The following is a 24,270-nucleotide window of genomic DNA, read 5'->3' as shown; positions in this document are numbered from 1 at the left end:
CTGCACCGGGTACAGCACGGGGCGTGAAGGTGGGCTGGTGCTGCGATCAGAGGGGGCAGGCGTGGATAGGGTCCGGGCGGTAGCCGGCGGGGTGGGCAGCGTGGAGGTATCTCATGGCGGTGGTGGGGCCAGGCCGAAGAGTCTCATCAGGTGCAGCGGGTCGGCGGTGTGCTTTGCTTCGTCGAGGATGCGGTCGATGCGCATGCGGCTGGGCTGGAGTCCGATGCGGGCGAAATGCTTGGTGATCGCGGTTGGGTTGATCATGGGGTGGGTGTCGTCCACGGCGGTCCGGCGGGTGACCAGTAGGTAGGGGTTGGCGCTGGTCGGCCACCGCCGGTGGCGTTCGCCGAGCCATTCGGTGGCCAAGACCTGTGTGACGTCATCCAGGTAGATGGGTGTGGCCGGGGCGGACGACCAGTCGGCCGTGAGCGCGGTCGAGGCTATCGAGCCGGAGTGCACGCTGGTCGCCAGCACCGAGGGCGTGGATGGCGCTCAGCGCCAGGCAGAGTCGAACCCTTGGATCGGACGTGGTGTCCAGCACACCGCGCAGCAGGTCAGTGGCCAGGGGGACGGGTAACGGGCGGGCCACGCTCAGCGAGACATTGCGCGCCGGATCCTGGAAAATTAGCCTCTCCCGCTTCAGCGCTCTGAACAGCGAGCGCAGCGCGCTCCGTATGGACTTGGCCGCCGCGACGCGCAGGGGGCTCAGCACCCCGTCGATGTCTTCTCTGGTGACGGAGCGCAAATCGTCGATGCCGGCTTGCGCCCAGCCATCCAGCGCGGTGCGGGCACGCAGGACGTAGTGATAGATGGTGGACGAGGCCAGTGGGCGGCTTGGGTGACTGGCCTCGCCGCACAGGACGTTGATCCACGTGTGAACGGAGGCTGCAAACGGCGCAGGCAGCGTGTCGGCGACGTATCTGGCCCGCACGAGAGAGGCGTCCGGCTGCGGTACAGGGATCAATTTCCCGATCAGACGCAGGTAGTTGACCGCGCGGGCTCCCTGGTGGCACGAGCTCAGGCCAATGCGCGGGAGAACACGGCGCGGCTTTTCGCGCTGGTGGGCTTCCTGCTCTTGTCCGGCACGACGCTGTACGAAAGGGGCATGGATCTCCTGTCTCGGTAGTTCCAGTGCCCGTTGCGAACGGATCGATCACATGCGCCGGCGAAACCCCACATCAGGCGTCAGGGGCTGTGGCTCCACCAGGTCGAGGTTGTTCTGATCGAAAACGTAGTGCTCGACAGAGAGTCTCTGGTTGTCCGGGCTCGGGTCACGACGAAGCAGATCGGCTGTCCCGGCTGTGGAGTGCTCTCGTCGCTACCTTGAACTCGGAGGCGTTCGGGGCGCCGGTCGTCTTGTTCTGCTACCTCGACCGGACGATGGGGCCCGGACAGTGGGGTGACGCGGGAATGTACTTGCAGACGGTCATGCTGTTGCTGAGGGCGGAAGGGTTGCACAGCTGCCCCCAGGTGATGTGGACCATGTACCGCAAGACCGTCAGCCGAACAGTCGGAGCCGATGACGAGCTCGTGCTGTTCTGCGGCATCTCAGTGGGATTTGAGAAGGAAGGCGTGCCACGGCTGCGTACCGGGCGGGCGGACATGACGGAGACGGTGAGCTTCATCGGAGTGTGACCGCTGGGGACGGCCGAGATCGACAGGACAAGCCCTAGATGGGGGGCGGAGCTGCCGCACCCAGCCGGTGGGAGGCTTCGGGCCGTAGGGTCCGGCTCCGATCACAAAGAAGCGGGCCTTCGGCTGCCGCTGTCCCATGCGCGGCAGCCAAAGGCCCGTCTGCCCCCACCGGGGCGGGGGAGTCCCGGGTCCGGCCTACTTCCTGGGGAGGAGGACCGAGTCGATGATGTGGACGGTGGCGTTGGCGGTCTGCACGTTGCCGCAGACGATCTTGGCCGAGTCGTCTACCTTGTACGACTCACCGGAGCCGGAGGTCGTCAGCTTGCTCTTCGCCAGGGTGTCGAAGGAGCCGTCGGGCAGCCTGTCGGGGGAGATCTTCTCGCCGACGACGTGACCGGTCAGGATCTTGGTCAGCATCGCCTTGTCGGCGAGGACCTTGTCGAGCTGGGCCTTGGGGATCTTGCTGAAGGCGTCGTTGGTCGGCGCGAAGACGGTGATGTTCTTGGCGCTGTTGAGCGTGTCGACCAGGCCCGCCTTCTTCACCGCGGTGACCAGGGTGGACAGGGCCGGATTGTTCGAGGCGGCGGTGGCGACCGGGTCCTTGGCCATGCCGTCGAAGCTGCCCTTACCGTCCTTGGGCACCGTCGAACAGGCCGGGCCGAACGGCTTGGCCATGGTGTCCATGCCGCTGTCTGCGCTGCTGTCCTTCGAGGACTTGGAGGCGGTCGAGGACTTGTCGGACGCCTTGTCCTTGCTGTCCATGTCGTTGGAGCAGGCGGCCAGTGCGATCGGCAGGACCGCGGCCGCGGTGACGGCGAGGGCGGTACGACGGAAACGCAGGGTGCTCACAGTATTTCTCCAGAAGGTGTCGATGAGGTCATAGGGCGGGCGGGTGGCCTGCCGGGACGTGTCGGCCGGTCGAGGCCGGGCGCGAGGGACGTCAGCTCCGCAACGGACATCGCCGCGCACTCGGCCACGAGACGTTCCATGCGCCTCGTGCCATGTGGATGACTGTCCGTCGTCGAGTGCTCATGCTCGGTATTCGGAACCCGCCTGCGAGCGGATTGGTCGATCGCGCCATCAATTTTCAGCGGCTTCAGTGGTCCGACCCCGCAGCTGCTCATCCAGTCGGTCGGGAGCGGGCACACCAGCAGCGCATCCAGGCCCGGCGGGCACGGCCGGCAGCGCTGCCGAACCGGCTTGCCGGCGTTCGTGCGGCTGGTTCCTGCCGGAGTGCTGAGGTGACGGCCAGCACGCGTTCCCGCAGCTCCGGTGGCGGGTCGACGGCCACGGCCTGCGCTAGCCGGGCTGCGGCTGCGTCCCTCTCTCGGGACGTGTGGGCGTCAACTGCGCCCTTCGCGGCGCGGAGTTCGATGAACTCGCAAAGATCAGGGTCCTGTACGACGTCGCGTGCGCCGGCCTGCTGGCCGGTGTTCATGTGGTCCGTCATCGTGTCAGGTGGTGGTCATGCCGGCGGGGTGCCGGGTGGATGTGGCGAGGGGCTGGAAGGTGGCGCCGATCAGCGCGACGTGCTTCCAGTGCAGGGTGCCGTCGGAGCCGACGAGGAATACCGCCCTGCGCACCCCGATGCCTGGGGCGGCGATGCCGAAGGCGCGGGCGAAGCGGCGATCGGTGTCGGCGAGCAGCGGCATCCGCAGGCCGTACTTGCGGGCAAACCGGTCGTGGCTGTCCACGTCTTGAGGACTGATCCCCCAGGCTTCCGCGTCCTGGTTCTGGAACTGTTCCAGGCCACTGGAGTAGGAGCGCAGCTGCTTGGTGCACACGCTGGTGTCGTCACCCGGGTAGAAAGCCAGGACGAGCGGGCGGCCGCGCTGCGGGGGGAGGGTGTAGTCGCGGCGTTCGAAGCGGTCGTCGGTCAGAACGCCACCGGGCAACGTGAAGTCGGTTACGCGCATGACGATTTGGGTGGCAGGGGCCATCGGGTTGTCCCATCCGGAAGGAGATGGTTGGTCAGGGAGGAGGTGTTTGTGCTCTATTTCGCTTTGCGTGGGTTGTGGACATCGGGGGTGCTGCTGACTCGATCTGTTCCCATCTCGTCCAGGCAGATCTCACATCGGGGTGGAACTCACAGCGGCGACCCGCGGCGCAGGACCGGCTGATGTGTTCCGGGACGCAGATGAGATGAAGCTGTAGGTCACCGTCCGCGGCTATCACCTCGCGCAGCATGTCGCCGGACAGGTCGGCGACCTGACAGTCGGTGAAGTCGACGAAGAGATGCAGCGGGCGCGCAGTGGCATAGGTTTTGATGGCGCCGCGCAGCGGATCCTGGGTTCTGTCGCTCAATGCGCCGCTTACGGCGATCCAGCGACTGGCGCCGCCCACGGCCAGGAGTCGTATGCGCATGCTCTTCGGCATCGCTCACCCTTTCCCGGTCGCGTGGAGCCGCCCGGCGCATGCGCAACGTGGCCTTCAGGTCGGTCTCTGTGGGTGCATTCGTCGCCGGTCGAGGTGCGGATTGGTCGGGTGAGTGCGCCTGGCATCGGTCTGGGGAAGTAGCCCCGCGTTCGGCGGCACGTGACGGCACCGGCGTCCGCAAGAGAGCCGGCCGCTGTCTACGGCCGTGTGTATGTGAGGCGTTCGATGGCGTGGGCGGCGTTGATCAGGCCGATGTGGCTGAAGGCTTGCGGGAAGTTTCCGAGGGCTTCTCCGGTGGCGGAGGAGATCTCTTCGGCGAGCAGTCCGACGTCGTTGGCGTGGGCCATCGCGTTGCGGAAGACGGCGTGAGCGCCGGCGCGGTCGCCGGTCAGGGCGAGGGCGTGGGCGAGCCAGAAGGTGCAGAGGAGGAAGGTGCCTTCGGTCGTGACCATGCCATCGCTCTCGTAGCGGCGGATGAGGGCGCGTTCGTCGGACAGGCGGGTCCGGATCGCCTCGACGGTGGATTTCACGCGGCTGTCGTCCCCGGGGAGGAAGCCGACCAGTGGAATCATGAGCGCGGAGGCGTCCAAGGTGCTGCTGCCGAACGTCTGGGTGAAGGCTCCGGCTTGCTCACTCCAGCCCTGTTCTTCGATGGCTGTACGGATATGAGCCCGGGATACTCGCCAGGTCGCCGTACGGTCGGTGGCTCCCAGTGCGGGGGCCATGGCGATGGCCCGGTCGAGGGCGACCCAGCACATCAGCTTCGAGTGCAGAAAGTGGCGGCTTTCCCCACGGACCTCCCAGATCCCCTGGTCGGCTTCGGTCCATCGTCTGGCTGCTGTTTCCGCTGCTTGAAGGAGGAAGGTGCGCACCGGCGGATCGATGAGTTCATCGTGCGGAAGGGTTTGGTGGGCAGCGTCGAGCAGCTCGCCGTAGACGTCGAGCTGGCGCTGCCGCCATGCGTCGTTGCCGACACGCACGGGCGTGCTGCCGCGCCACCCGCTCAGGTGTGGCAGAACGCGTTCGCTCAGGTCGCGCTCGCCGCCGACGCCGAACATGACCTGCAGGTCCGCGCCGCGGTCCAGCTCCGTTGCCGAGGCCCGGGCCAGGAACCCGAAGAAGTCCGCCTTCTCCTTCTCACAGGACGAGGTGGCCAGTGCCTGGAGAGTGAAGCTCGCGTCGCGTACCCAGGTATAGCGGTAGTCCCAATTCCGCCCTGCTCCGACGCACTCGGGCAGTGAGGTGGTGGCCGCGGCGACGATGGCACCGGTGGGAGCGAAGGTAAGAGCCCGCAGCACTCGCCCGCTGAGCGCGACCTGTTCGCGCCACGGACCGGTGTAACGTCGGTGCAGGTGGGACCATGATCGCCAGGCTTTTGCCGTGTCAGCGAGCCGCCGGCGAATACGACGGGGACTCCAGGCGTCCGGCTCCTGGGCCCAGGCCGGCGAAGACAGCAGGGCCATCTCCAGGCTCTGCCCGGCCCGCAGCTCGACTTCCGCATGCGCGGTGGACTCTGCGACCTCCATGAGTACGGATACCGAGAGCACCAGAGTGTGGGCTCCTCCGTGGGAGATCAGTCCGCCTCGGATCGGCGATATCACCGGGTGGATCAGACCGAACTCCGGCCGCGGGGCATAGCTGATGTCCATGGCCACCGTGCCCGTGGTGCAGGCCACCCGGCGCAGCAGCGCACCTGGCGAGTCGTCGCCCATGGTGTGACCGCGTTCCCTCTTTCCCATCGCCATCGTGTCCAGGAGGACCACCGTTCCGGTGGGCGTGCGGAACGTGGACTCAAGGACCATCGTTCCCTCCAGGTAGCGTCGGGTCACCTCCGCCGGCCCGGCGGGACGCACGGACCAATGCCCGGCGTCGTGGTCGAGGAGTCGGGCGAAGACTGACGGGCTGTCGAACCGTGGAAGGCACAGCCAGTCCACCGAACCGTCAGAGGCCACCAGCGCAGCCGACCGGCAATCGGACAACAGCGCATGGTCATTGATCGGTCTGGTGCTCACGGCGACGCCCCTTTCCGGCACTCTCCGGGCCGTCGGGTGCTTTGCCCGGTGAGCCGAATCCAACGCTCGCGGGATCGCCGGCCGCACGCGCCCTCGCGTGGTCGGCTCCACGACGTCAGCCGGACGGATGAGTGCCGGCTCGCCTCCCTCTTGAAGCGCTCGCCGGCCTTGACGGAACGATCACGGCTGGTGCCGTCGGAGACGGTACGCGCCCTCGGTGGAACTGCTGTCGTCCTTCCAGGCTAAGGAGCAAGGGCGGCGTTACGCATTTCGGTCCTGTCGCCCCAGAACGGCTCCCAGGCCAACGTGACACCGGAAAGGCTGACCATTGGGCGTATTGGAGCGGTTATGGGCGTTTCGCGGCATACGGTGGTTCTATCGCGGCGGACGCGCCGCCCTGGCCTCGTGAAAGGACCGATGTGGAGGGTAGCGACCGTGGCGACGAACCTCGCCGCCCAGAGCCGCCGCCGCGGCCGGAGGCTCCGGACGACGGCAGACGATCACCGGAGGGCGGAGCCGCCAAGCACTCCGGCAACCATGCCGATCGTCGTGCTGAGTCAGCTCCCAAGCCACGTACCGGCAGCCGTCAGCGCCTCACCGCGCTGCCGAGCACCCCGCCACCGGGCCCGGCGCGCCCGAGCTTTTGGCGCAGCCCGCTGCGAGGGCCGTGGCTGACGTCCGTGTTCGGGCTGGTCCTGCTGGTCGGCATCACGGTGCTGTTCGTCACCGGGCTGCTGTCGTACGCCGCCTACAACCCCGATCTGGCACCGGGCAACGACCAGACACCGGAGAAGGGCTGGCTGGGCTTCTATCTGTTCTCCTGGCCGACGAACCCTTACTGGCTCTACCGCCTCACCCAGGGCGTTCACGTCACCCTCGGCGTGGTGCTGATTCCGATCCTGCTGGGGAAGCTGTGGTCGGTTGTCCCGAAGCTCTTCTCGTGGCCGCCCCTGCGTTCGCCGAGTCACGCGCTGGAGCGGCTTTCCGTGCTGCTGCTCGTGGGCGGGGTGCTGTTCGAATTCGTCACCGGCGTGCTGAACATCCAGCTGCACTACATCTTCCCCGGCTCGTTCTACACCCTGCACTTCTACGGCGCCTGGGTCTTCATCGGCGCCTTCATCGTGCACATCGCCTTCCGCATCCCCACCATGACAAAGGCGCTGCGCAGCCGTCGCTGGCGCACCGTGCTGCGCACGCCCACCGCGCGTACGGAGCCGGAACCGGCGGATGACACCGGCTTGGTGGCTCCCGACCCGGCGCCGCCCACGACGTCGCGGCGCGGCGTGCTGGGCCTGGTGGGCGCAGGTTCACTGGGGCTGCTCATCGTGACGGCCGGCCAGAGCATCGGCGGATCCCTGCGCAAAACCGCGCTGTTGGCCCCGCACGGCCAGGAGCCGGGCACGGGGCCCAACGGATTCCAGATCAACAAAACCGCCGCCGACGTCGGGATTCGCGCCCGCGACATCGGACCCGCCTGGCGCCTCACCGTACGCGGTCCCGGCAGGGAAGTGGCCCTCACCCGCGCGCAGGTGCTGGCCCTGCCGCAACACGTGGCCGGCCTGCCCATCGCGTGCGTCGAGGGCTGGTCCACCGACGACCAGGACTGGAGCGGTGTCCGGCTGGCCGACCTGGCCGCCCTGGTCGGCCTGCGCCAGAGTCCGCCGGGCGTCTTCGTCGAGTCTGCGCAACGCGGCGGCACTTTCAGCTCGACGCACCTGCGCGACAACCAGGTCCGCGACCCCAGGTCACTGCTCGCCCTCAGGGTCAACGGCGCCGATCTCTCCCCGGACCACGGCTATCCCGCGCGGATCATCGTCCCGGCCAACCCCGGTGTGCACAACACCAAATGGGTCACCCGTCTCACCTTCGGAGCAGCACAGTGACAGGCTTCCGCACGCGCTACGGCGCCTCCCCCTTCCACCTGCTGCTCGTGCTCTGCTCCTTCGCCTTGGCCGTGTACGCGGGCCTGCAACTGTTCAAGGGCGACACCCTCGGCGTCGCCATCTGGTTCGTCGGCGCGGCCCTCCTGCACGACCTTGTCTTCCTGCCCCTGTACACGGTCACCGACCGCGTGCTTCAAGGTATTTTCAGGCGCCGCAGGAGTGCTGCGGAGCCCTCCCGCCCGGTGGCGGGCTGGATCAACTACGTCCGTGTGCCCGCCTTCGTGGCCCTGTTGCTGCTCCTCGTCTGGTACCCGCTGATCCTCAGGCGGGTGCCGGGGTTCACGTCCTACACCGGCCTGCCGGCCGACGGGTTCCTGGACCGCTGGCTGCTGATCACCGCCGCCCTCTTCGCTGTCTCCGCACTGTGTCTGCTCGTCGCCATGTGGCACGCACGTTCGCCCCGGACGAAGACGGACGGCTCGCTACCGACGGCACCCGGCCGAAAGGAGAACTGAGCAACAAGATCTCTCCACGCACATGCTCTGAACGTGACAGCGGAGACTCGATGGCCGGTGCACTTCAACAAACCACACTGATCGTCCTGGCAAAGGAGCCCGTACCGGGCCGGACCAAGGAACTCCTCGCTCCGTCCCGTATCCAGGTGGAGGTGGCGAGGCGCGTCGAAGCGGCTCTCGTGGACACCCCGCATCTCGTGCTCCGCGCCCCCGCAGGGCAAAGGGTCCTCGCCCCGGACCGCTCTTTGAAGATCGGAAAGGTGTCCCCTCTGTGAGCACCGAGAATGTGCGCCTGAGCAGCATGGGGGCTCCGTCTCCCGACACGAGGACCCCTACGCCACCGCGCTCAAGAACGGGCGGGGTCCCCTGTACATGCGCCGTACGGATGGTGGTGTCCTCCTGTCAGAGGTGGACCGCTGGTGCGCCGCACCGGACCCCGCCGACATGACTGTCCTGCAACGGTGTACGGGGGCGGTCCTCGACATCGGATGCGGACCGGGTCGCCTGGTCGCCGCCCTCAGGGCCCGCGGCCACCTCGTACTCGGCATCGACACCAGCCGCGCCGCAGTCCATCGGACCGAGCACACCGGGGGCAGGGCACTGTGCCGGTCCGTCTTCGAGCGGCTGCCGGGCGAAGGGTTCTGGAACACCGCCCTGCTCATGGACGGCAACATCGGCATCGGCGGCAACCCGCAGACCCTGCTCGCCCGGATCGGAACGCTCGTGGCACCGACGGAAAGCCTGCTGCTGGTGGAAGCATCCGCCGACGACGTCGACGAACAACTGCAGGTGCAGTTCGACGACGGCCGCGGCCGCCTCGGCAGGCCCTTTCCCTGGGCACACGTAGGGGTCCCCGCACTCCGCCGGAAAGCAGCGGCCACAGGCTGGCAACCGGGCAGCTACTGGAAGGTCGCCGACCGTCACTTTCTCGAACTGCGGTGCTCCCGCGGACGTCGTCGCCCCGCGTAGCGGCAAAGACCGGCCCACCGCCGTTGACCGGTCCCGTACCTCACTTCATGGGGTGTCACGTCTTCGTGAGTCGGCTCTTCGTCCCGTCGACGGTTGCTGCACGGTCAGGCGGGGCCCAGGCCGGCTGTACCGATTCAGCCGGTTTTCTCGGGCAGGGCCTCGGCTTGGGCCTCGGCCTTGGTCTCGACATCCTCGATGCCGCTGGGGCGTCCGGCGTGGACCCACCGGAGGTAGAGGGCCCCGGCGATGAGCACGGTGGCGGCAAGGGAGAGCACTGGCCAGCCGCGCAGCAGGTTCACGGCGAGGGTGAAAGCGACGGCGGCTGCGGCGAGTGAGTTGACCCAGGCCAGGGCCGGTTTCTTCTCCGTGCGGGCGAAGCGGGCCATGGCCACCAGGCCGACCAGGAAGCTGACGAAGACAGCGACCGCGTAGAACAGGACCAGTTCTTGTTCCTCGCCCGCTGCGGCAACGATGATCATGCTGGCGGCGAGCAGGTACGCGACGACGGACCAGTACGGGGTGTGGTGCTTGTTCGTGCGGCCGAGGATCGGTGGCAGGACCCCAGGAGCGCCTGCCGTGCCGGCCAGGGCCTTGAGCAGGCCGGGGCCCGCCTGGAAGGAGGAACTCGCGGCGGCGAGCAGGAGCAGGGAACTGGTGAGCTGGAACGCCCCGTACAGCCAGCCGGGTCCGGTGGCGGAGCGTGCGATGTCGGCGATCTGGGTGGATTCGGCGGCCGGGATGCCGATGTGCAGGCGGAGCGCGAGCGCGGTGAGTGCGATGGTCAGTCCGCCGACGATGACCAGGAGCAGGGCGAGGGTGCCGCGGCCGAAGCGGCGGCGGTGGGCGTCGTCGAGCTGGCCGAGCTGGGCGATGGCGGTGGAGGGCGCTTCGACGCCGGTGGCCAGCGCCATGGCGACGGGGAAGGCGAGCACGACGGCCAGTGCGGCAGGCCGGCCGGTATCGGTGCTGACCTGGGCGTGGCCCATCTCGTGCGGGTTGGTGAAGCCGAGTATCAGGACGCCGACGGAGACCGCCACGAACAGCACGGTCATCGCCGCGAACAGCAGGCGACCGCCGTGTCCGAACCAGGTCAGCCCGGCCACCAGCACCAGCAGCCCCAGAGCCAACGGGACGCGCGCACCGGCAAGCGCGGGGAAGAGCGCGATCGCCGCGCTGGCCGCCGCCGAGATCGAGATGCCGATGGTCAGAACGAAGTCGACCACCAGCGCACCGATCGGCAGGAAGGTCCAGCGCGGCCCGAACGCCCACCCTGCCGCGGCGGCCGCACCACCCCCCTTGGGGAAGCGACGCACCAGCTGCCAGTAGTTCGCGGTCACCACGACGACGAGGCCGACGACCAGGGACATGGTGGGCAGCAGCAGCGCCAGGTCACCGTGGAGCGCGCGCAGGGCAGCCTCGATGGCGTACGCGACGGACGAAACCGGATCTGCGATCACCGCGAAGGCGAAGGCGATGAAGAGCACCGAAGTGCGAGGTCCCCGGCTGGAGCGCACGGGGGGTATGGCCGCGGACACGGCAGCCTTGGGGAGAGCCATGGGCGGAAGAGCCTTTCCTGGCCGACGAAGGGGAGAAACGCATTGCCTGCCGACCAGACTTCCCGGCTCACCTGGCGTTAACGATACGTCAGTGGACCGCTATGAAGGCGCTAAGGGGGCGTCAAGATCAAGGGTTCGACCGGGCGGTCCCATTGGGTCCGGGATGGCTTCGACAGGCCCGGTCGGCGCTGTTACTGACCATTGCGCGTCAGGGTGACGATCGACACTGCACCGTCGCCTGTATCGCTGGAGTGAGGGCGAGTGAGCTTGATCCCTTTTCGTTCTGGCCGTTGGTCGGTGGTGCAGGGGCAGCTCAGGATGGGGGAATGAAGTCACGGACCACATCTCGCAGGGGGCAGTCAGACCCTGTAGCTGAGTCGGTCGCCGTCTACAGCGGCCACGCCGACGATTACGCGGCTGCGCATGCTCCGAAGATGGCGGACCGTGTCGAGCGGTTCGCTAGCTCCTTGTCTGTGCCCTCGCTGATCCTTGACGCGGGGTGTGGTCCGGGCCGTGACCTTGCGAGGTTCCGGAAGCACGGGCATGTGGTGCGTGGTGTTGACCTAAATTCGGTGTTCGTGGCGATGGCCAACGCCCACGCGCCTACCTCTGCGTGTGACCTGCGCGAGGTCGGGTCGCGGTTCCCGGCCGGAACGTTTGATGGGATCTGGGCCTCTGCATCGCTCGTCCACCTCGACGTGGTGGATGCGGTCGACGTACTGGAGCAGTTCGCCGGACTGCTGCGGCCCGGGGGCCGGCTCTATGTGTGTCTGAGCGCCACCGGCCGTACAGGCTGGCTCGATGAACCGGACGGCCGACGGTGGTACACCGTGTGGGACCCAGATGAGTTCGCCGCCGCGGTGGCAAGGGCGGGCTTCACGATCGACGGTGTCGACCAGGGGCCGTATGTCGAGGTCTGGGCGACCCGCGGCGGCTGACTTCCAGGTCGAGGCGGTGCCCTGGAGGCCAGGCGGACTACATCGAGGGGATGCGCCCTCCGGATAGGGACGGCCGGACCGCCCGGCAACGCGCCTGAGTAAGTACGTATTGAACCAACGAGTTACCGCCTGCCCACCCTCGTGGAGGATCTCGCTTTTCAGGGTGTTCTTGAGGTGTCCAGGGCCAGGCCGGTGCCGGCTATGAATCCGTTGAGGACCTCGGGACGGTACTGGAGGCGTTTGAGCCGATTGCGGACGATGACCTCCAGACGATCGAGGGCTATGACGGCGAGGTTGGTCATGCTGTGCTTGATGTGCGCCCACACGCCCTCAACCGGATTCAAGTCGGGCGAATAGGCGGGCAGAAGGAACACCGTCAGCCAGTCGCGCTGGTCAATCAACTCGAGCATGGCGCGGTATACATGGGTGTTGAGCCCGTCCCACACCAGCACGATCGGTGCCTTGATGAGCTGATGCGCGCCGTCGATAGAGGATCCGCCAGCCAGCGGCGTAGCGCGCGGCCAAACTGCCCACAAGGAAGATTCAAAAGAGCACATCGCAAGCGAGAATCAAGAAAAGGATGACGCAGCCCCCCAGTGCACAATGCGATCACCATTGTCCCGCGCGGTTCTGATCCATAGTCCGTAACCAGCCAGTGCTACGGGAGCATTGGCCTCGACGGCGGTAGTGGCTGAGACGGGCGCGGTGTTCTGGGCATTGTCTCACTGCTGACCGCCGACGGCCCGGTGGCGAGGGTCGGCAGGCTCAAAGAGCATGAGGTGCGCCATGACGAGTGACCGAAGCCCTAGAAAATGTCCGCCTGTTGCGGGCGAGGTCGTCCTTGGTGTGGACACGCTCCGGGATGTTCATGTGGCCGCCGTTCTCTCCACGCTAGGGGCGGTCATGGACACCGCACCCCTTCCCGCCACGACGGGGGGGGCTATTGCGAACTCTGGGAGTGGGCCAGCCAGCTGGGTACGGTGCGCAGGGCCGGGGTGGAAGGGTCCGGAAGCTACGGAGCTGCCCTCTCGCTACTTGCTGGCTCACCGGGTCGAGGTGTTCGAGGTGAACCGGGCTGATCGCTCGGTTCGTCGACGACGGGGTAAGTCGGATCCGGTGGATGCGCGGGAGGCGGCCCGGGCGGTGCTTAGTGGCCGTGCTCGCTCCCAGGCCAAGGCTGGGGATGGGCCGGTGCAGTGCGCCCGTCTGTTCAAACTGGCCAAGGACTCTGCTGTCAAGGCCCGCACACAGGCGACCAATCAGCTCAAGGCGATCCTGGTCACCGCCGATCCGGATCTGCGCGAGCAGCTGGCTGGTCTGAAGAATCCTGCCCTGGTCAGGACTTGCGCGCAGTTCGGAGATCGTGAGGATGAAGACGGCGAGAAGGATGCCGTCGGGCAGGCCACCCGTATCGCCCTGTGTCTGATGGCCCAGCGGATCGATCAGCTGACCGAGCAAGATTCGTGACCTGGAGCGGCGTCTGACTGGGCTGGTGGAGCGTCACTTTCCGCAGTTACTTGTCCCGGTGGGGATCGGGCCGGATAGTGCCGCCACCTTGCTGATCACGATGGGGGACAACCCAGAACGCCTGTGCAGTGAGGCGTCGTTCGCGGCGCTTTGCGGGGCCAGCCCCGTCGAGCACTCTTCCGGGCGTCAGCGTCGCCACCGGCTCAACCGCGGTGGGGACCGGCAGGCCAACGCTGCCCTGTATCGGATCGTGCAGTCACGGCTCCGGTTCGATGCGCGTACCCGCAACTACTACGAGCGGCGTATCGCGGAGGGCAAAACGCGGAGGGAGATCATCCGCTGCCTCAAACGCTACGCTGCCCGAGAAGTGTTCAACCTGGCCCGGCCTGGCGGCTGGCCCCGCGAAGAGACTTAAGCTGGCCGCAAGTTCGCCATCCACCTCCGCCCGCCCGGAGAGCACTGAAGGTCGTCGGAGAGGTAGCTGGAGAACGTCGGCTCGCCTCCGCTCGCGCGCAGAGGGGCGCGTGGGGATTCCGTGCGCGGCCTGTTCATGACCGTCCGGACCTGCCAACATCTCCCTGTCAGTATGAAGTTGGGGGGCTCGTGTGGTGTCGGTGCAAAGCAATGATCAGCGGTTGCTGGAGCGCATCCTGGAGGACCAGCATCGCAAGCTAGCGCCGGACAAGAACCGGGATGATTTCTTCACGTTCTTCGCCGCGGACAAGGCTCTGCAGGACTGGGACCTGGACAACGACGAGATCACGGACGGCATCGTCGACGGCGCGCATGACTGCGGCATCGACGGCATCTGGACCTTCGTGGACGAGCGCTACGTCACCGCTGATGCGCATCAGTTCCTTCCGTCGCGTGTCGGCAAGATCGAGTTGGTCATCCTGCAGGCGAAGAACTCGTCCGGTTACCAGGAGTCGGTGATCGAGAAGCTGCACTTCCACCTGCCTGCGCTGCTGGACATGGGTCGGGACGAGGAGGACTTGGTCCCGCACACCAACGCCAAGCTGCTTGAACGCACGCGTCGGTTCCTGCATGTCCTTGAGGAATTGGCGTCTTCCTTCCCGCAGGTTCGTATCAAGGTCATCTACGCGAACAAGTCGGCAGAGACACCGCACCCCAACGTGAAGGCCAAGGGCGACAGGCTTAGGCGCGAGCTTGCGAAGATCACATCCGATACGCGGGCCGACCTGGAATATCTCAACGCCGCTGACTTGCGGGAGCGGACTGCCCGTGGAACCAAAGCGGTCGCACAGATGGTGTTCACCGAAACGCCGATGAGTACTTCGCTCGGCGAGGGATACGTGTGTTTGGCGCGGCTGGACGAGTATTACCGCTTCATCACGTCCGACAACGAGGCTTTGCGCTTGGAGCTGTTCGAGTCCAACGTGCGTGACTATGCGGGGTCCACGGCGGTAAACAACGCCATCGGTGAGACTCTGAAGTCTGGGACGGGCGAGGACTTCTGGTGGTTCAACAACGGTGTCACCGTCGTCGCGGACGCAGCCCAGATCGCTGGTAAGAAGATCGTGGTCAAGGAGCCTCAGATCGTCAACGGGCTACAGACCAGCCACGAGATCTATAGCTACTTCCAGAACGGTGGTCAGCACCGCGACCGGTCCCTCCTAGTGAAGATCGTGGTCGCGCCTGAGTCCGGCACAGCTCGCGACCGCATCATTCGGGCGACAAACAGCCAGACCCAGCTGCCCGCCGGCGCGTTGCGAGCCACCGAGTCCATCCAGAAGGACATCGAGGAGAGCCTTGGCCAGGCGGGCGGCTACTACTACGAGCGCCGAGCCAGCTACTACCGCAATCTCGGGTTCCCCCTCGATCGGGTCGTCAGCATGGCCAGACTTGCGCGCGAGTTCACCGCTTTCGTGATGCATGAACCACATACCGCACTGCGGCACTCCGACGCACTGCTGCTCGACGATCAGCACTACGCACAGATTTTCTCCCCAAGGCACGATCTGGACATCTACCCCTTGTGCCTCGATGTGCACACCAGGCTGCGCGCGTTCCTCACCCACTATGCCGAGGACCGGCCTTTGCTGGGTGATTCGCTCGAAAACTGGCTCTATCCATTGGCGGCCATGTCTGCCTACACCCTCACACGACTACGGCAGCCTTCGCTGCGGGACCTTCTCAACATCGACCTCGGCCATCTCACCGACGACTTGATGTTCCGCATGACAGGAACTTTGGAACAGAGCTTCAAGAGCGTCCTGCGCCGCAACAAGGCCGGCGGCGTGGATCGGATCGCCCGTACCTCCGACTTCACCACCAAGATCCGCCAAGCAGTCGTGTCCCAGAGCCGTTACCGCATGGAAGGTTGAGCGTTTGGGCAATGCCAACGGCTGACCGGAGTCGGTGTTCTACACGCCGTCCTGTGTTTCGTCGGCCTCGGGCGTGACGGTGGGCTCGATGCTGGGGCCGCGGTACTCGGGGTGGGCGCGGTCCATGGCGTCGGCAACATGCAGCGGGAACGGGTGGCGGGTGTGCGCGTCTCAGGCCAGGGACTGGTGGCACAACTGGGCGGCGAGAGCGGCGAGGTGTTGTGGATCCCTGTCTCCTGCGTGGGGGACGGCGATCTGGGCGGCGGTGGAGCTGTGCCAGTCCTTGCGTTGATGGAGGAACGCAGGTGCCCGCCGACAGGGCGTAAGGGCTGCTGCCGGCCCCGGGATGTCCAGGGCCGACAATGCGGTCGGTGGACAGCGGGCCAGGAATTCTCGTCAGGGAAGCAGCAGGAGAACGGCGGGGGACTCGTGGTTCAGTCGTCTTGCAGTGATCGCAGAAGTCGTGCTCGTACGTCGGCCCTCCGGTCTCTTTCGGCTGCGTCGTCCGGCTCCGGGGTCGCGTGTGAAATGTCCTCGGGTGTTGTGTCGGCGTTGGCCAGCAGCGCCTCGTCGATCATCTTGCTGGAGCGGATGACGACGGACTCCGCCGGCTCTTGCGGCCAGACGGCAATGAGGTAGTCCTCGACAGGCTCTTCGCTGACCCCGTCCGGGTTGATCGAACGCCCCGAGGCATGGACGCGCATGCGATACCAGCCCGGTCCTTGGGGGTTGAGCGCGGGAAGGTCATCGGGCGTGATGTCGTAACCGGAGTTGATGCACAGATCGCCGGCGACCGACCGCACGCTGACCTCTACGATCTCTTCCCAGTCGGCCGCCTCAACGGACGGTGCGGCATCGAGGCACTGGGCCTTCACGCGCACATGCCCGGTGTTGATGCCGGTGAGGATCCACGCTCCGTGGTCCATCGGAGCGGCGAGGCCGTTCGACCATCGAACCGTTTCCATGGGCACCCGGGCGTCGTCCGAGACGCCGAAAATGCCTTCGTTGACGAACATGACAGACGATGTGGTCACGTGTATGAGGCTACCCGGGAGCAGGAACGGAGGAGGCACCACGGAGAATCCCGCAGCGCCCCCTCCATGAGCGGTCAGTCGCCGATCAACACCCGGTAGGGATCTCCGTCCAGCATCCGCTCGGCCTTGTAGAAGCTGCTGTTCATGCCGCCCTGGTAGTTCTGATCGGAAACACTGATCATGCAGGCGCTTGCCCCCTTCGCCCCCGTGCGTGAGGGCACTGTGGGTATGGAGCACCCCGGGAAGGTGCGACGCTGACCACCGGCGGACAGGCCCTCCTTCGACGTGGCCACCGGGTACTCGTCACAGCTCTTCCCCTGAGGCCGTGACTCGTCCCTGGGACAGGCCAGGTCACGGTTGCGTTTCATGGTGGCCGCGTTCGTCGTCCGGGTCAGGGGACTTTTGAAGGTAGCTCCCGGCAGACCGGAGCGCTGAGCACGAGTGATGTGCGATGCCAGTTGCGGTGCCCTGCTCTTGCTGTAGATGAGCGGTGAGGCGTACCACGGGACAACACATCCGACCGCGGCCCTACCGGCCGTTGCGTTGTCGCAGCGGAACTCGTTGAGCTTGAAGGAGGATTTCGACGTTCCGTAGGTCCCATTTGTCACGGACAGCGTCCACGTGGTGGCGCAGCGGCCAATAGCGCCGGAGCGCGTTGCCGTGGTGTCGAAGAAAGACTCCCCCAGCTTCCAGGAACTCAGCGGAGCCAATTTCCTGGAAGGAAAGGCCGACTTGTGGACCTTGCAAGCACCGTCCTTCGTTGCCTTGCCGCTGATAGATGCCTTCAGAGCATCTCCCCAGCCACGGTAGGCAGAGACTTCAATCTGGTAGCCCCATCGGGGCATTCCGGAATCACCATAGCTGTAGTTGATGACGTTCATATCGGCCGAGCCTGTCACCTGTCGGCGGCCGTTGACCACGCGGAAAGTCTGGTAGGACAGGCCGGAGATCCAGCACACCTCCTCGCGCTTTCCGAGGATCTGACCACGGGCGTTCACACACCACTGCGGTGGCTTCACCCCCGCCTGAGGCGCAGATCTTCCGCGAAACACCGTGGCCTGCGCGCCGACTGCGCCCGTTCTCAGGCACACCCCCTTGCCCGTTGCTTTCGAGGTAGAACAGTTCTCGGATGGGTCAAGTATTGGTGCGGGCTTTACAGCAGGTTCAGCCCCTGGGCCAGTCGCGCTCAAAGCGTGAGACTGGATTTCCTGTGACATTGCCGCCGGTTCGGGAACCGCGGGACCTGCCGTGAGCGTGACGAGAGCGCCAACAGCTAAGGCAGCGGACACGAGCATTTTCTGCAATTTCAAAACATTCCCCCTGAGTTGAGTTGGCGATGGTGCGCGATGCCGCACACTTCGTCGGCGCAATCTCACCAGGAATAAGGGAAGCTCGAAAGGTCAATTCCAGTCGGCAGCCAGCCACTTACAGACGAAGCCCGTTGCGCGCTGAAGGCTCGGCGCGGCGACTTGACCACCAAAACATTCTTCAGGGTGGAATTACCTAGTCCGCAAGGCTCGCCACAGCGGGCCCGGCAAGCTGTCTTTTCGGAGCCGCATGCTCTTCCTCGACGGCATCGCCGTCGGGGCGGCAGGATCTGTTGGGGCTGGCACTGGTCTTGACCGCTGCACGACACCGCACCTCTCGCCATGACAACACCAAGCGCCACGGACTCAAGCAGTCGCACCGCGAGACGGCCGCGGCCGACAACGAACGCCATGACCTGATTAGCCAACGCGGAACACAAGTCCCCGGCTGGACGGGGGTGACCAGCCGGGGACTGCAGTGCGTGTGCCCCGCGCATCACAATCAAAACGCGCAGGCATGTTGGTCGCGCGGGTTAGTTGGTGCAGGTGTCGAGCATGGAGGTCAGGGCGGTCTTCTCGCTGTCGGTGGTGGTGAGTTTGAAGACGGACTTCACGTGGGTGTAGTCCTCGGCGTAGGTGCACCAGAAGGCGTGGTTGGCCGGCTTCCAGTCGGCCGGGCCGCTGTCGCTCTTGGAGCTGTTGGAGGATTCGGAGGCGACGACGAGCTGGGGGTCTTTGAGGTCGTTGCCGAAGGCTTTGCGTTGGTCAGCGGTCCAGGTGTCGGCGCCGGAGCGCCAGGCTTCGGCGAGAGGGACCATGTGGTCGATGGTGGCCTGGGCGACGTTGGTGACGGTGGTGTCGTCGTAGACGGAGTACCACTTGCCACTGGCCGGCTGGCACTTGTCGGACCCGTCGACGACGTCTTTGCCGTCGCGGGCGAGGACGTCCTGGCGAGTGGTGCAGCCGTCGGACTGCTTGGCCCAGATGTCGTACTTGTCGCGGGCGTAGCCGTCCATGGAGTGCGGGGCGGCGACGGTGAGGGCTGCGAGTTCGGCGCGGGCGGTCGACTGGCTGGGCGGGGTGGGCGGTTCGGCGAGCGCGGGAGCCGCGGTCAGGCCGACGAAGGCAAGGGCTGCGGCAGCGGAGCCGAGGACGGCACGGCGCATGAAGGTCTCCAAAGGTGTGGGGGTTGGAGAGACGCTTCAGCAAACCGCGAGGCGACGCTGCGTGCTACGCGCGTTGACCGAACATGACAGCATCATTCCCCTCTCATTACCTATGCGTTGGACGATCGCACCACCAGCCAGACGCCTTACCAAAAGCCTCTTGGGATGCTCGGGGAGCTTCGGGGCGGGCCGCCGGGCCCATGGTCTGTGGCAGGGGCGATCGGTTCGGTGCGGTTACGGTGCCGGCGTGAACGTCACGGTCGCATCCGGGCAGCCGGCCGCGATCGTCCGCAGGGCTCTGGCTTCGGTGGGGTCGACGGTCAGCTTCCAGCGGAGTTTCGCGGTGACCCAGTCGGTGGCGTAGGTGCAGGTGGCGTCCTTGGCGGGTGGCATCCACTCGGCGGGGTCCTTGTCGCCCTTGGTGCGGTTGGGACCCAGGCTGACCGCGACGAGGCTACGGTCGGCCCCCAGGTCGTTCGCGTACTGCTCACGGCGCTGCGCGGTCCATTTCGAAGCGCCGGAGTCCCAGGCTTCGGCGAGGGGTACGACGTGGTCGATGTCGAGCTTGCGGGCATCGGTAACAGTGCGATCGTCGTAGTAGGAGCGCCAGGTGCCACCGGTCAGACGGCAGCTCTTGCCCTGGCGGGGCTTCTTGACCGCCTCGGCCAACAGGACCTCCTTGCGCGTGTCGCAGCCGTCGTGGTCCGCGTCGGTCCACAGACGGAACTTGTCCCGCTCGTATCCGGTCCGGGATTCGCGGGCCACCGTTAGCCGGCCTACCGCGTCCGTCAGGTGCAGGGTGCCCTTCGCGCCCTCGGAGGAAGTCGCGCTCGCCTCGGCCGACGGCTTGGCGTCCTGATGAGTCGCGGGAGTGCACGCGGCCGCGGAAAGCAGCAGGAGGGGGCAGGCGAGGACCGCCAGGCGGCGCGTGCGGTACATAAGGCTCCCTGTCGGGTGGGGTGATGTCAGACTCCATGGGTCTACCCACCGCACCAGGGCACGTCAACCAGTGAACCCAGTGATCGCGGCAGCCGGCCAAATGCCCCTCCCTGTGCGGTTGTCGTCCGTCATGCCTCCCACAACCGGGTGACTTCTGCGTCTCAGACGAACTGCCCACTCGGGCATCGCGTCTGTGAGGCCATGAAGATCTACGAAGAGCACCTCAGGGAGCCAGGACTTGTCGTCGTGGACATCACCGCGGCCGACGAAGAGACCGCTACCCAGGCAGCGGCTGCGCTCGGCGGGCTATGGCTCTCCAGCGGGCCCTCCGCCCCCTGGCACACCCCCGGCCAGGCCGGCGTAACCGTCCGCGCCTACGCCGACCTGCGCCGCCCACCCCTAACCGGCGGCAGCTTTGACCCCGGCACCTGCTGAATGGTCCTCGCCTTCGAAGATTCGAAAGTGGATTCCTACGTCTCGACTGGAAAATGACCATGAATCACTGTCGAGGATGGGAAAGCCCAATAGAATGCGACCAGGGGGAGCAGAAGCATGGGTACAGATCCCGGTAGGGATACGGGTGTGAACGGTGCTCCGGACGCCGAGTCTCTGCTGATCTGTGCGGTCCGGGCCGGAGACACTGCCTCGGTGAAGAGGCTTCTCCGGGAGGACTGCGGTCCCCCCCCGACGTAGGCGACGCCGCGTTCCGTCTGGCGGTCCGGGCGCACTCCGGAGCCATCGCCCAACTGCTGCTCCAGTACGGCGCGGATCCGCGTCAGAGCGCACCGGGCAGCCTGGTGCCGCTGCGCGAGGCGGTTGATTCGGGCTCGCCCGCGTTGGTCGAAGCCCTCCTGGACGACAGGATCCGGGGGCGCTACGCCAAGTCGGAGCTGCTGAGCATGCGGGACCTCGCCCGCCACTGGTGTGAGACGGGGGTCGAGGCCGAACTGCGGCGGCGCACGGGTTCCGAGGGTGTTGTCACCCGGGCCCGAGTCCAGGACGACGAGTTCAACAGCGTCGACGAGTACACCCTTGACGGTATTGCCGTGCGGGACGGGCATGGGGCGATCCTCACGCACCTGGAGGAGCTGCTCGGCGTCCGCACCTCGTTCGAGGAGCTCATGGACCGGGCATTGGCCCACGCCGACCAGAACCACACGGCATGGGCAAGTGCCACCATTGCGCTGGCTCACCGGCGCGACCAGGCGACCTGGACTGCGGCTGCGGAGCTGCGCACGCACACGGACCCGGTTCACCGGTTGTTCGGTGCCGAGGTACTGCGGCTGACCCATCTCTTCGATGGCAGAGACGAGGACGTGTTCGCCGGCCCCGCCCTGGACACGTTCACCGACTGGTCGGCCAAGGAGACGGACCTCGCCGTCCTCGCCGAGGTGCTGGTCGCTCTCGGAGAACACGCCGCCCCCGGAGCACAAGCTGCCCTTCTGCCTTACGCCGGCCACCATGACACCCGAGTCCGGCGTGCGGTGGTGCGCGGGCTCAGTGTCTGGCCCTCGCCACCTGCCTTCTCCGATGCCGTTCGCAGGGCGCTGCGAGAGCTGATACGCGACCCGGAAGCGGGGGTGCGACAGAACGCCTGCCTCACGATTGCTGATGACAAGGACCGCGATCCCGTCCTCACCGACGCCACGGCTGCTCTGCTGGACGACGAGGACCGCCGCGTCCAGGTCATCGCGGTGTACGGGCTCGCCCTCCACCATGACGAACGGTGCGTGGAGGGGGCACGCCGACTTGGCCCGCCGCAGCCCGCCTACCCGGATGAGGAGCGCTACCTCGGTGAGGCATGGCGTTACGAGTGGCGACGAGACGGCCGCTGACCTCCCTCCCCATGGCTGATCAGGCGCATCGGAGTCACAGCAATTCCGCAGGATTCGAATGACGCTCCCCGCCAGCTGGCGCCTCCCAGCGGACCGCCACCCGACGGCAGGCTTACGCCAACGACCTCGGCGACGACCGCTCCCTGGTTGCCGTCACCGCCAAGAGCAACCGGTCCAAGGCCGACCAGGACCCGGCCCAATGGATGCCGCCGGCTGCGAGAGCATCGACGTGGAGTTCGAGCGGGTGTAGTCCACGCGTTTCGTCCTGCTGGGATTTATCCCGGCTGCCTGCTGGCCCCGAAGCGGACTCAAGGGGCCAGCAGTACGGGCAGAGGACGCATTCGACGCTCCCGTACATCGGCGCACCTCCGCCCGCGCGCAGAGCACTCCGGCGGTCTGGCGTCCACAAGTCCCAGCTTCGGCCCGCCTCCACGCTCGCGGAGAACTCTGCGGCTTTGGTATTCGTTCAGCATCGAACCTTTTGTCACATAACCGTCACATGATCTCCATGGCGTCGACACGGTGACGAGACGCTGCCAAGCTCGGCGGACCATCCCAACCAAGGGGGACTTTTGACTCGCACCATCACACGTCCGGCGCGCCGCATCCGAAGCGCGTTGGCCGCCGCTGTGCTTAGCGCCGCCGTCGTCGCACCCGTAGCCATCGGCACAGGAACGGCTCAGGCCGCCACAGTTCGCTGCGCTCACCACACCACTGGCACTTGCGGCACCCACATCAAGCACCCCAAGGGTGTTATGGCCAAGTGCAAAGACGGCACCTGGTCGTACTCGAAGCACTTCTCCGGCACCTGTTCCCACCACCACGGCGTGAAGTACTGGTTCAAGTAAGCCAGCCCAAGGCGTGCAGTGTTGGCGTACCGGCACCTCGATTGCGGTATCGATGGGCAACCGGCAGTTGTATGCCGGTTGCCCTGGCCGGATCAGACCTACCTCCGTCTGCGCGGAGAGGACGAGATCTTTTTGAAGTCTTCTACCGAACTTCCCTGACCTGCGGGTATGCGGCTCAGTATTCGTCTGACCTGCGAAGATCCATCTTTCGGGGGCTTTCAGCTTCATCCCGATTTACGCAAACGATTCTCCCCACGCGCTCCCCAACGCTAGTGAAACTCCCCAGATTCTCCCCAGCGGACGGTGCCGTCCATCGGTTGGCCGTCCCGAGCGCCAGTCCCCCTGAGCCCGTAGGTGGAGCCGCTGGGATAACTGTATGTGATCGGGCGGCAGATTGGGCTGATCCCTCCATGGCGACCGTGAGCGCGCCCACGGCAGCTCCGCTTCCTGGCCGTTGCGACCCTTCAGGGCTGATCACGACCGGAAGCAGGCGGACGTGCTGCGGGCGGGCGGTGCCGTGGCGAGCCCTCCGAGGGCTGATGACGACCGGCACCCAGGGGAGGCTGCGGTGAGCGAGATCGCGTTGCGACCCTCCAGGGCTAATGACGACCCGTGGGCGAACGCGGCTTCGCAGTGCCCCAGGTCGTGTTCCGAGCCCTCCAGGGCTGATGGCGACGGACCTCGACAGCCTCCGGGGTCGGGGCGGTGTGGCGTTGCGAACCCTCCCGGGCCGATGACGGCCGGCGGTCAGGGAAGCCTCCGTCTCACCGGTGCTGATCTGGTTGCGAACCCTCTAGGGCTGATGACGACCCGAGGTGGGCGAGTAGCATCCGCATCTGCCGGCCGCGTTGCGAACCCTCCAGGGCTGATGACGACTGGTGATCTCCCCGGCGATGTTGGCGAGTGCTGCGTGTTGCGAACCCTCCAGGGCTGATGACGACCCGACGTTAAAGCCGCAGGTCAGTCTGCGTCCAGAGCCTGGTCTTCAGGGCGGTACTGCAGTGACTCGCCGGTAGTGCATCTGTGCAGGTCAAAGCGCTTTGCTGACTGGCGGGTGGAGCGCGCAAGCTTGAGTCGGTCGCGGATCGCGCAACGGTAAGCCAGTTCGAGACCGCTGTCAGTGGTGGCCGCTACCTTGAGCCTGGCGACCATCTGCGCTACCGCGTTCCTGCGCCCCTGAGACAGCATGCCACTTATCACGCATTGGCACTTTCCATGACATGTACGAGAAAAGCATCATCAAACTCCTTCCGCGCAACTACCCTGATTGACATGACAGTTGAGCGAAGTTCCAGGGCTTCGGCTTCGTCTCCGACATGTAGTGGTAGGTCGCGATGCGGGTGAGGGTGGATGTCACTGCGGATGTGCCGAGTCTGCGGTGGGAGGACGTGCACGGTCCGGCGCGGGGTGTGGTGTACGGGTTGATCGGAGAGCATGACCCGGCG

23 protein-coding genes and 3 pseudogenes are annotated in these 24,270 nt (G+C 66.2%); 13 read left to right on the top strand and 13 right to left on the bottom strand.

Annotation, left to right across the window (positions count from 1 at the left end):
• Positions 1 to 111 precede the first annotated feature (111 nt).
• Together D9V36_RS11290 and D9V36_RS11285 are read right to left on the bottom strand one after the other, a co-directional pair.
• Positions 112 to 366: a hypothetical protein gene (locus D9V36_RS11290; protein ID WP_129293653.1), complete on the bottom strand. Its 255-nt coding sequence runs from the start codon at positions 364 to 366 to the stop codon at positions 112 to 114.
• A gap of 13 nt (positions 367 to 379) precedes the next feature.
• Complete coding sequence (locus tag D9V36_RS11285) at positions 380 to 964, bottom strand: hypothetical protein (RefSeq protein WP_129293652.1); 585 nt, start codon at positions 962 to 964, stop codon at positions 380 to 382.
• A gap of 350 nt (positions 965 to 1,314) precedes the next feature.
• Between D9V36_RS11285 and D9V36_RS11280 the strand changes: the two are divergent.
• Positions 1,315 to 1,635: pseudogene (locus D9V36_RS11280) on the top strand (nitroreductase family protein); the annotation flags it as partial.
• Positions 1,636 to 1,830: 195 nt separating this feature from the next.
• Here the strand turns inward: D9V36_RS11280 and D9V36_RS11275 are convergent.
• The 4 genes from D9V36_RS11275 to D9V36_RS11260 form a co-directional block, all read right to left on the bottom strand.
• Positions 1,831 to 2,484: a fasciclin domain-containing protein gene (locus tag D9V36_RS11275; RefSeq protein WP_129293651.1), complete on the bottom strand. Its 654-nt coding sequence runs from the start codon at positions 2,482 to 2,484 to the stop codon at positions 1,831 to 1,833.
• 605 nt (positions 2,485 to 3,089) lie between these two features.
• Positions 3,090 to 3,575, bottom strand: coding sequence for a peroxiredoxin (locus tag D9V36_RS11270; protein ID WP_129293650.1), 486 nt, complete (start codon positions 3,573 to 3,575; stop codon positions 3,090 to 3,092).
• Between the two features lie 31 nt (positions 3,576 to 3,606).
• Entirely contained in the window at positions 3,607 to 4,011 is a 405-nt protein-coding gene (locus D9V36_RS11265; RefSeq protein ID WP_129293649.1) for a hypothetical protein, read from the bottom strand.
• A 197-nt stretch (positions 4,012 to 4,208) separates the two neighbouring features.
• A complete protein-coding gene (locus D9V36_RS11260) occupies positions 4,209 to 6,023 on the bottom strand; it encodes a glycoside hydrolase family 15 protein (protein ID WP_129293648.1) in 1,815 nt (604 codons plus the stop codon).
• Between the two features lie 602 nt (positions 6,024 to 6,625).
• On the opposite strand from D9V36_RS11260, the gene D9V36_RS11255 reads away from it, so the two are divergent.
• The 4 genes from D9V36_RS11255 to D9V36_RS11240 all read left to right on the top strand — a co-directional run bounded on the left by D9V36_RS11255 (position 6,626) and on the right by D9V36_RS11240 (position 9,390).
• On the top strand, positions 6,626 to 7,906 hold the full coding sequence (locus tag D9V36_RS11255) for a molybdopterin-dependent oxidoreductase (protein ID WP_129298348.1): 1,281 nt from the start codon (positions 6,626 to 6,628) through the stop codon (positions 7,904 to 7,906).
• On the top strand, positions 7,903 to 8,421 hold the full coding sequence (locus D9V36_RS11250) for a hypothetical protein (protein WP_129293647.1): 519 nt from the start codon (positions 7,903 to 7,905) through the stop codon (positions 8,419 to 8,421). The genes D9V36_RS11255 and D9V36_RS11250 overlap by 4 nt, the downstream gene beginning before the upstream one ends.
• 50 nt (positions 8,422 to 8,471) lie before the next feature.
• The gene (locus D9V36_RS11245; RefSeq protein WP_129293646.1) at positions 8,472 to 8,696 is read left to right on the top strand and encodes a hypothetical protein; all 225 of its coding nucleotides are present in this window, start codon (positions 8,472 to 8,474) and stop codon (positions 8,694 to 8,696) included.
• A gap of 169 nt (positions 8,697 to 8,865) precedes the next feature.
• The gene (locus D9V36_RS11240) at positions 8,866 to 9,390 is read left to right on the top strand and encodes a class I SAM-dependent methyltransferase (RefSeq protein WP_347239705.1); all 525 of its coding nucleotides are present in this window, start codon (positions 8,866 to 8,868) and stop codon (positions 9,388 to 9,390) included.
• Positions 9,391 to 9,524: 134 nt separating this feature from the next.
• Here D9V36_RS11240 and D9V36_RS11235 read toward each other — a convergent pair whose 3' ends face one another.
• Positions 9,525 to 10,946: an amino acid permease gene (locus tag D9V36_RS11235; protein ID WP_206739643.1), complete on the bottom strand. Its 1,422-nt coding sequence runs from the start codon at positions 10,944 to 10,946 to the stop codon at positions 9,525 to 9,527.
• Between the two features lie 101 nt (positions 10,947 to 11,047).
• Between D9V36_RS11235 and D9V36_RS11230 the strand changes: the two genes are divergently transcribed.
• Positions 11,048 to 11,884 carry a methyltransferase domain-containing protein gene (locus D9V36_RS11230; RefSeq protein ID WP_129293644.1) on the top strand — a complete coding sequence of 279 codons (837 nt, stop codon included), beginning with the start codon at positions 11,048 to 11,050 and terminating at the stop codon, positions 11,882 to 11,884.
• 158 nt (positions 11,885 to 12,042) lie between these two features.
• Here the strand turns inward: D9V36_RS11230 and D9V36_RS11225 are convergent.
• Positions 12,043 to 12,372: pseudogene (locus D9V36_RS11225) on the bottom strand (transposase); the annotation flags it as partial.
• Positions 12,373 to 12,940: 568 nt separating this feature from the next.
• On the opposite strand from D9V36_RS11225, the gene D9V36_RS41945 reads away from it, so the two are divergent.
• From D9V36_RS41945 to D9V36_RS11215, 3 genes are all read left to right on the top strand, one after another.
• Complete coding sequence (locus tag D9V36_RS41945) at positions 12,941 to 13,351, top strand: hypothetical protein (protein WP_241720824.1); 411 nt, start codon at positions 12,941 to 12,943, stop codon at positions 13,349 to 13,351.
• Between the two features lie 25 nt (positions 13,352 to 13,376).
• Positions 13,377 to 13,766, top strand: a complete 390-nt coding sequence (locus D9V36_RS41940) for an IS110 family transposase (protein ID WP_241720823.1) — start codon at positions 13,377 to 13,379, stop codon at positions 13,764 to 13,766.
• A 220-nt stretch (positions 13,767 to 13,986) separates the two neighbouring features.
• Positions 13,987 to 15,696 (top strand): AIPR family protein, encoded by a 1,710-nt coding sequence (locus D9V36_RS11215; RefSeq protein WP_241720822.1) that lies wholly within the window; start codon positions 13,987 to 13,989, stop codon positions 15,694 to 15,696.
• A gap of 171 nt (positions 15,697 to 15,867) precedes the next feature.
• Here the strand turns inward: D9V36_RS11215 and D9V36_RS43045 are convergent, their stop codons facing one another.
• From D9V36_RS43045 to D9V36_RS11195, 5 genes are all read right to left on the bottom strand, one after another.
• Positions 15,868 to 16,059 (bottom strand): RNaseH domain-containing protein, encoded by a 192-nt coding sequence (locus D9V36_RS43045; RefSeq protein WP_164992932.1) that lies wholly within the window; start codon positions 16,057 to 16,059, stop codon positions 15,868 to 15,870.
• A gap of 71 nt (positions 16,060 to 16,130) precedes the next feature.
• The gene (locus tag D9V36_RS11210) at positions 16,131 to 16,730 is read right to left on the bottom strand and encodes a hypothetical protein (protein WP_129293642.1); all 600 of its coding nucleotides are present in this window, start codon (positions 16,728 to 16,730) and stop codon (positions 16,131 to 16,133) included.
• Between the two features lie 74 nt (positions 16,731 to 16,804).
• Positions 16,805 to 17,728: a NucA/NucB deoxyribonuclease domain-containing protein gene (locus D9V36_RS11205; protein WP_164992931.1), complete on the bottom strand. Its 924-nt coding sequence runs from the start codon at positions 17,726 to 17,728 to the stop codon at positions 16,805 to 16,807.
• Positions 17,729 to 18,570: 842 nt separating this feature from the next.
• Positions 18,571 to 19,203, bottom strand: coding sequence for a GmrSD restriction endonuclease domain-containing protein (locus D9V36_RS11200; protein WP_129293640.1), 633 nt, complete (start codon positions 19,201 to 19,203; stop codon positions 18,571 to 18,573).
• 234 nt (positions 19,204 to 19,437) lie between these two features.
• Positions 19,438 to 20,142 carry an HNH endonuclease family protein gene (locus D9V36_RS11195; RefSeq protein ID WP_129293639.1) on the bottom strand — a complete coding sequence of 235 codons (705 nt, stop codon included), beginning with the start codon at positions 20,140 to 20,142 and terminating at the stop codon, positions 19,438 to 19,440.
• A gap of 201 nt (positions 20,143 to 20,343) precedes the next feature.
• Between D9V36_RS11195 and D9V36_RS11190 the strand changes: the two genes are divergently transcribed.
• The 4 genes and pseudogenes from D9V36_RS11190 to D9V36_RS42590 all read left to right on the top strand — a co-directional run bounded on the left by D9V36_RS11190 (position 20,344) and on the right by D9V36_RS42590 (position 22,825).
• Positions 20,344 to 20,577, top strand: a complete 234-nt coding sequence (locus D9V36_RS11190; RefSeq protein ID WP_129293638.1) for a DUF6207 family protein — start codon at positions 20,344 to 20,346, stop codon at positions 20,575 to 20,577.
• Between the two features lie 362 nt (positions 20,578 to 20,939).
• Positions 20,940 to 21,977: a HEAT repeat domain-containing protein gene (locus tag D9V36_RS11185; RefSeq protein ID WP_164992930.1), complete on the top strand. Its 1,038-nt coding sequence runs from the start codon at positions 20,940 to 20,942 to the stop codon at positions 21,975 to 21,977.
• A 74-nt stretch (positions 21,978 to 22,051) separates the two neighbouring features.
• Positions 22,052 to 22,201: pseudogene (locus D9V36_RS41935) on the top strand (HNH endonuclease); the annotation flags it as partial.
• 405 nt (positions 22,202 to 22,606) lie between these two features.
• Positions 22,607 to 22,825, top strand: coding sequence for a DUF3761 domain-containing protein (locus tag D9V36_RS42590; protein WP_277753589.1), 219 nt, complete (start codon positions 22,607 to 22,609; stop codon positions 22,823 to 22,825).
• Positions 22,826 to 24,270 lie beyond the last annotated feature (1,445 nt).

The organism is Streptomyces lydicus (assembly GCF_004125265.1).
GTDB classification, from domain to species: domain Bacteria; phylum Actinomycetota; class Actinomycetes; order Streptomycetales; family Streptomycetaceae; genus Streptomyces; species Streptomyces lydicus_C.
Note: the sequence above shows the minus strand (reverse complement) of the source record. Positions and strands in the feature narration are given on the sequence as shown.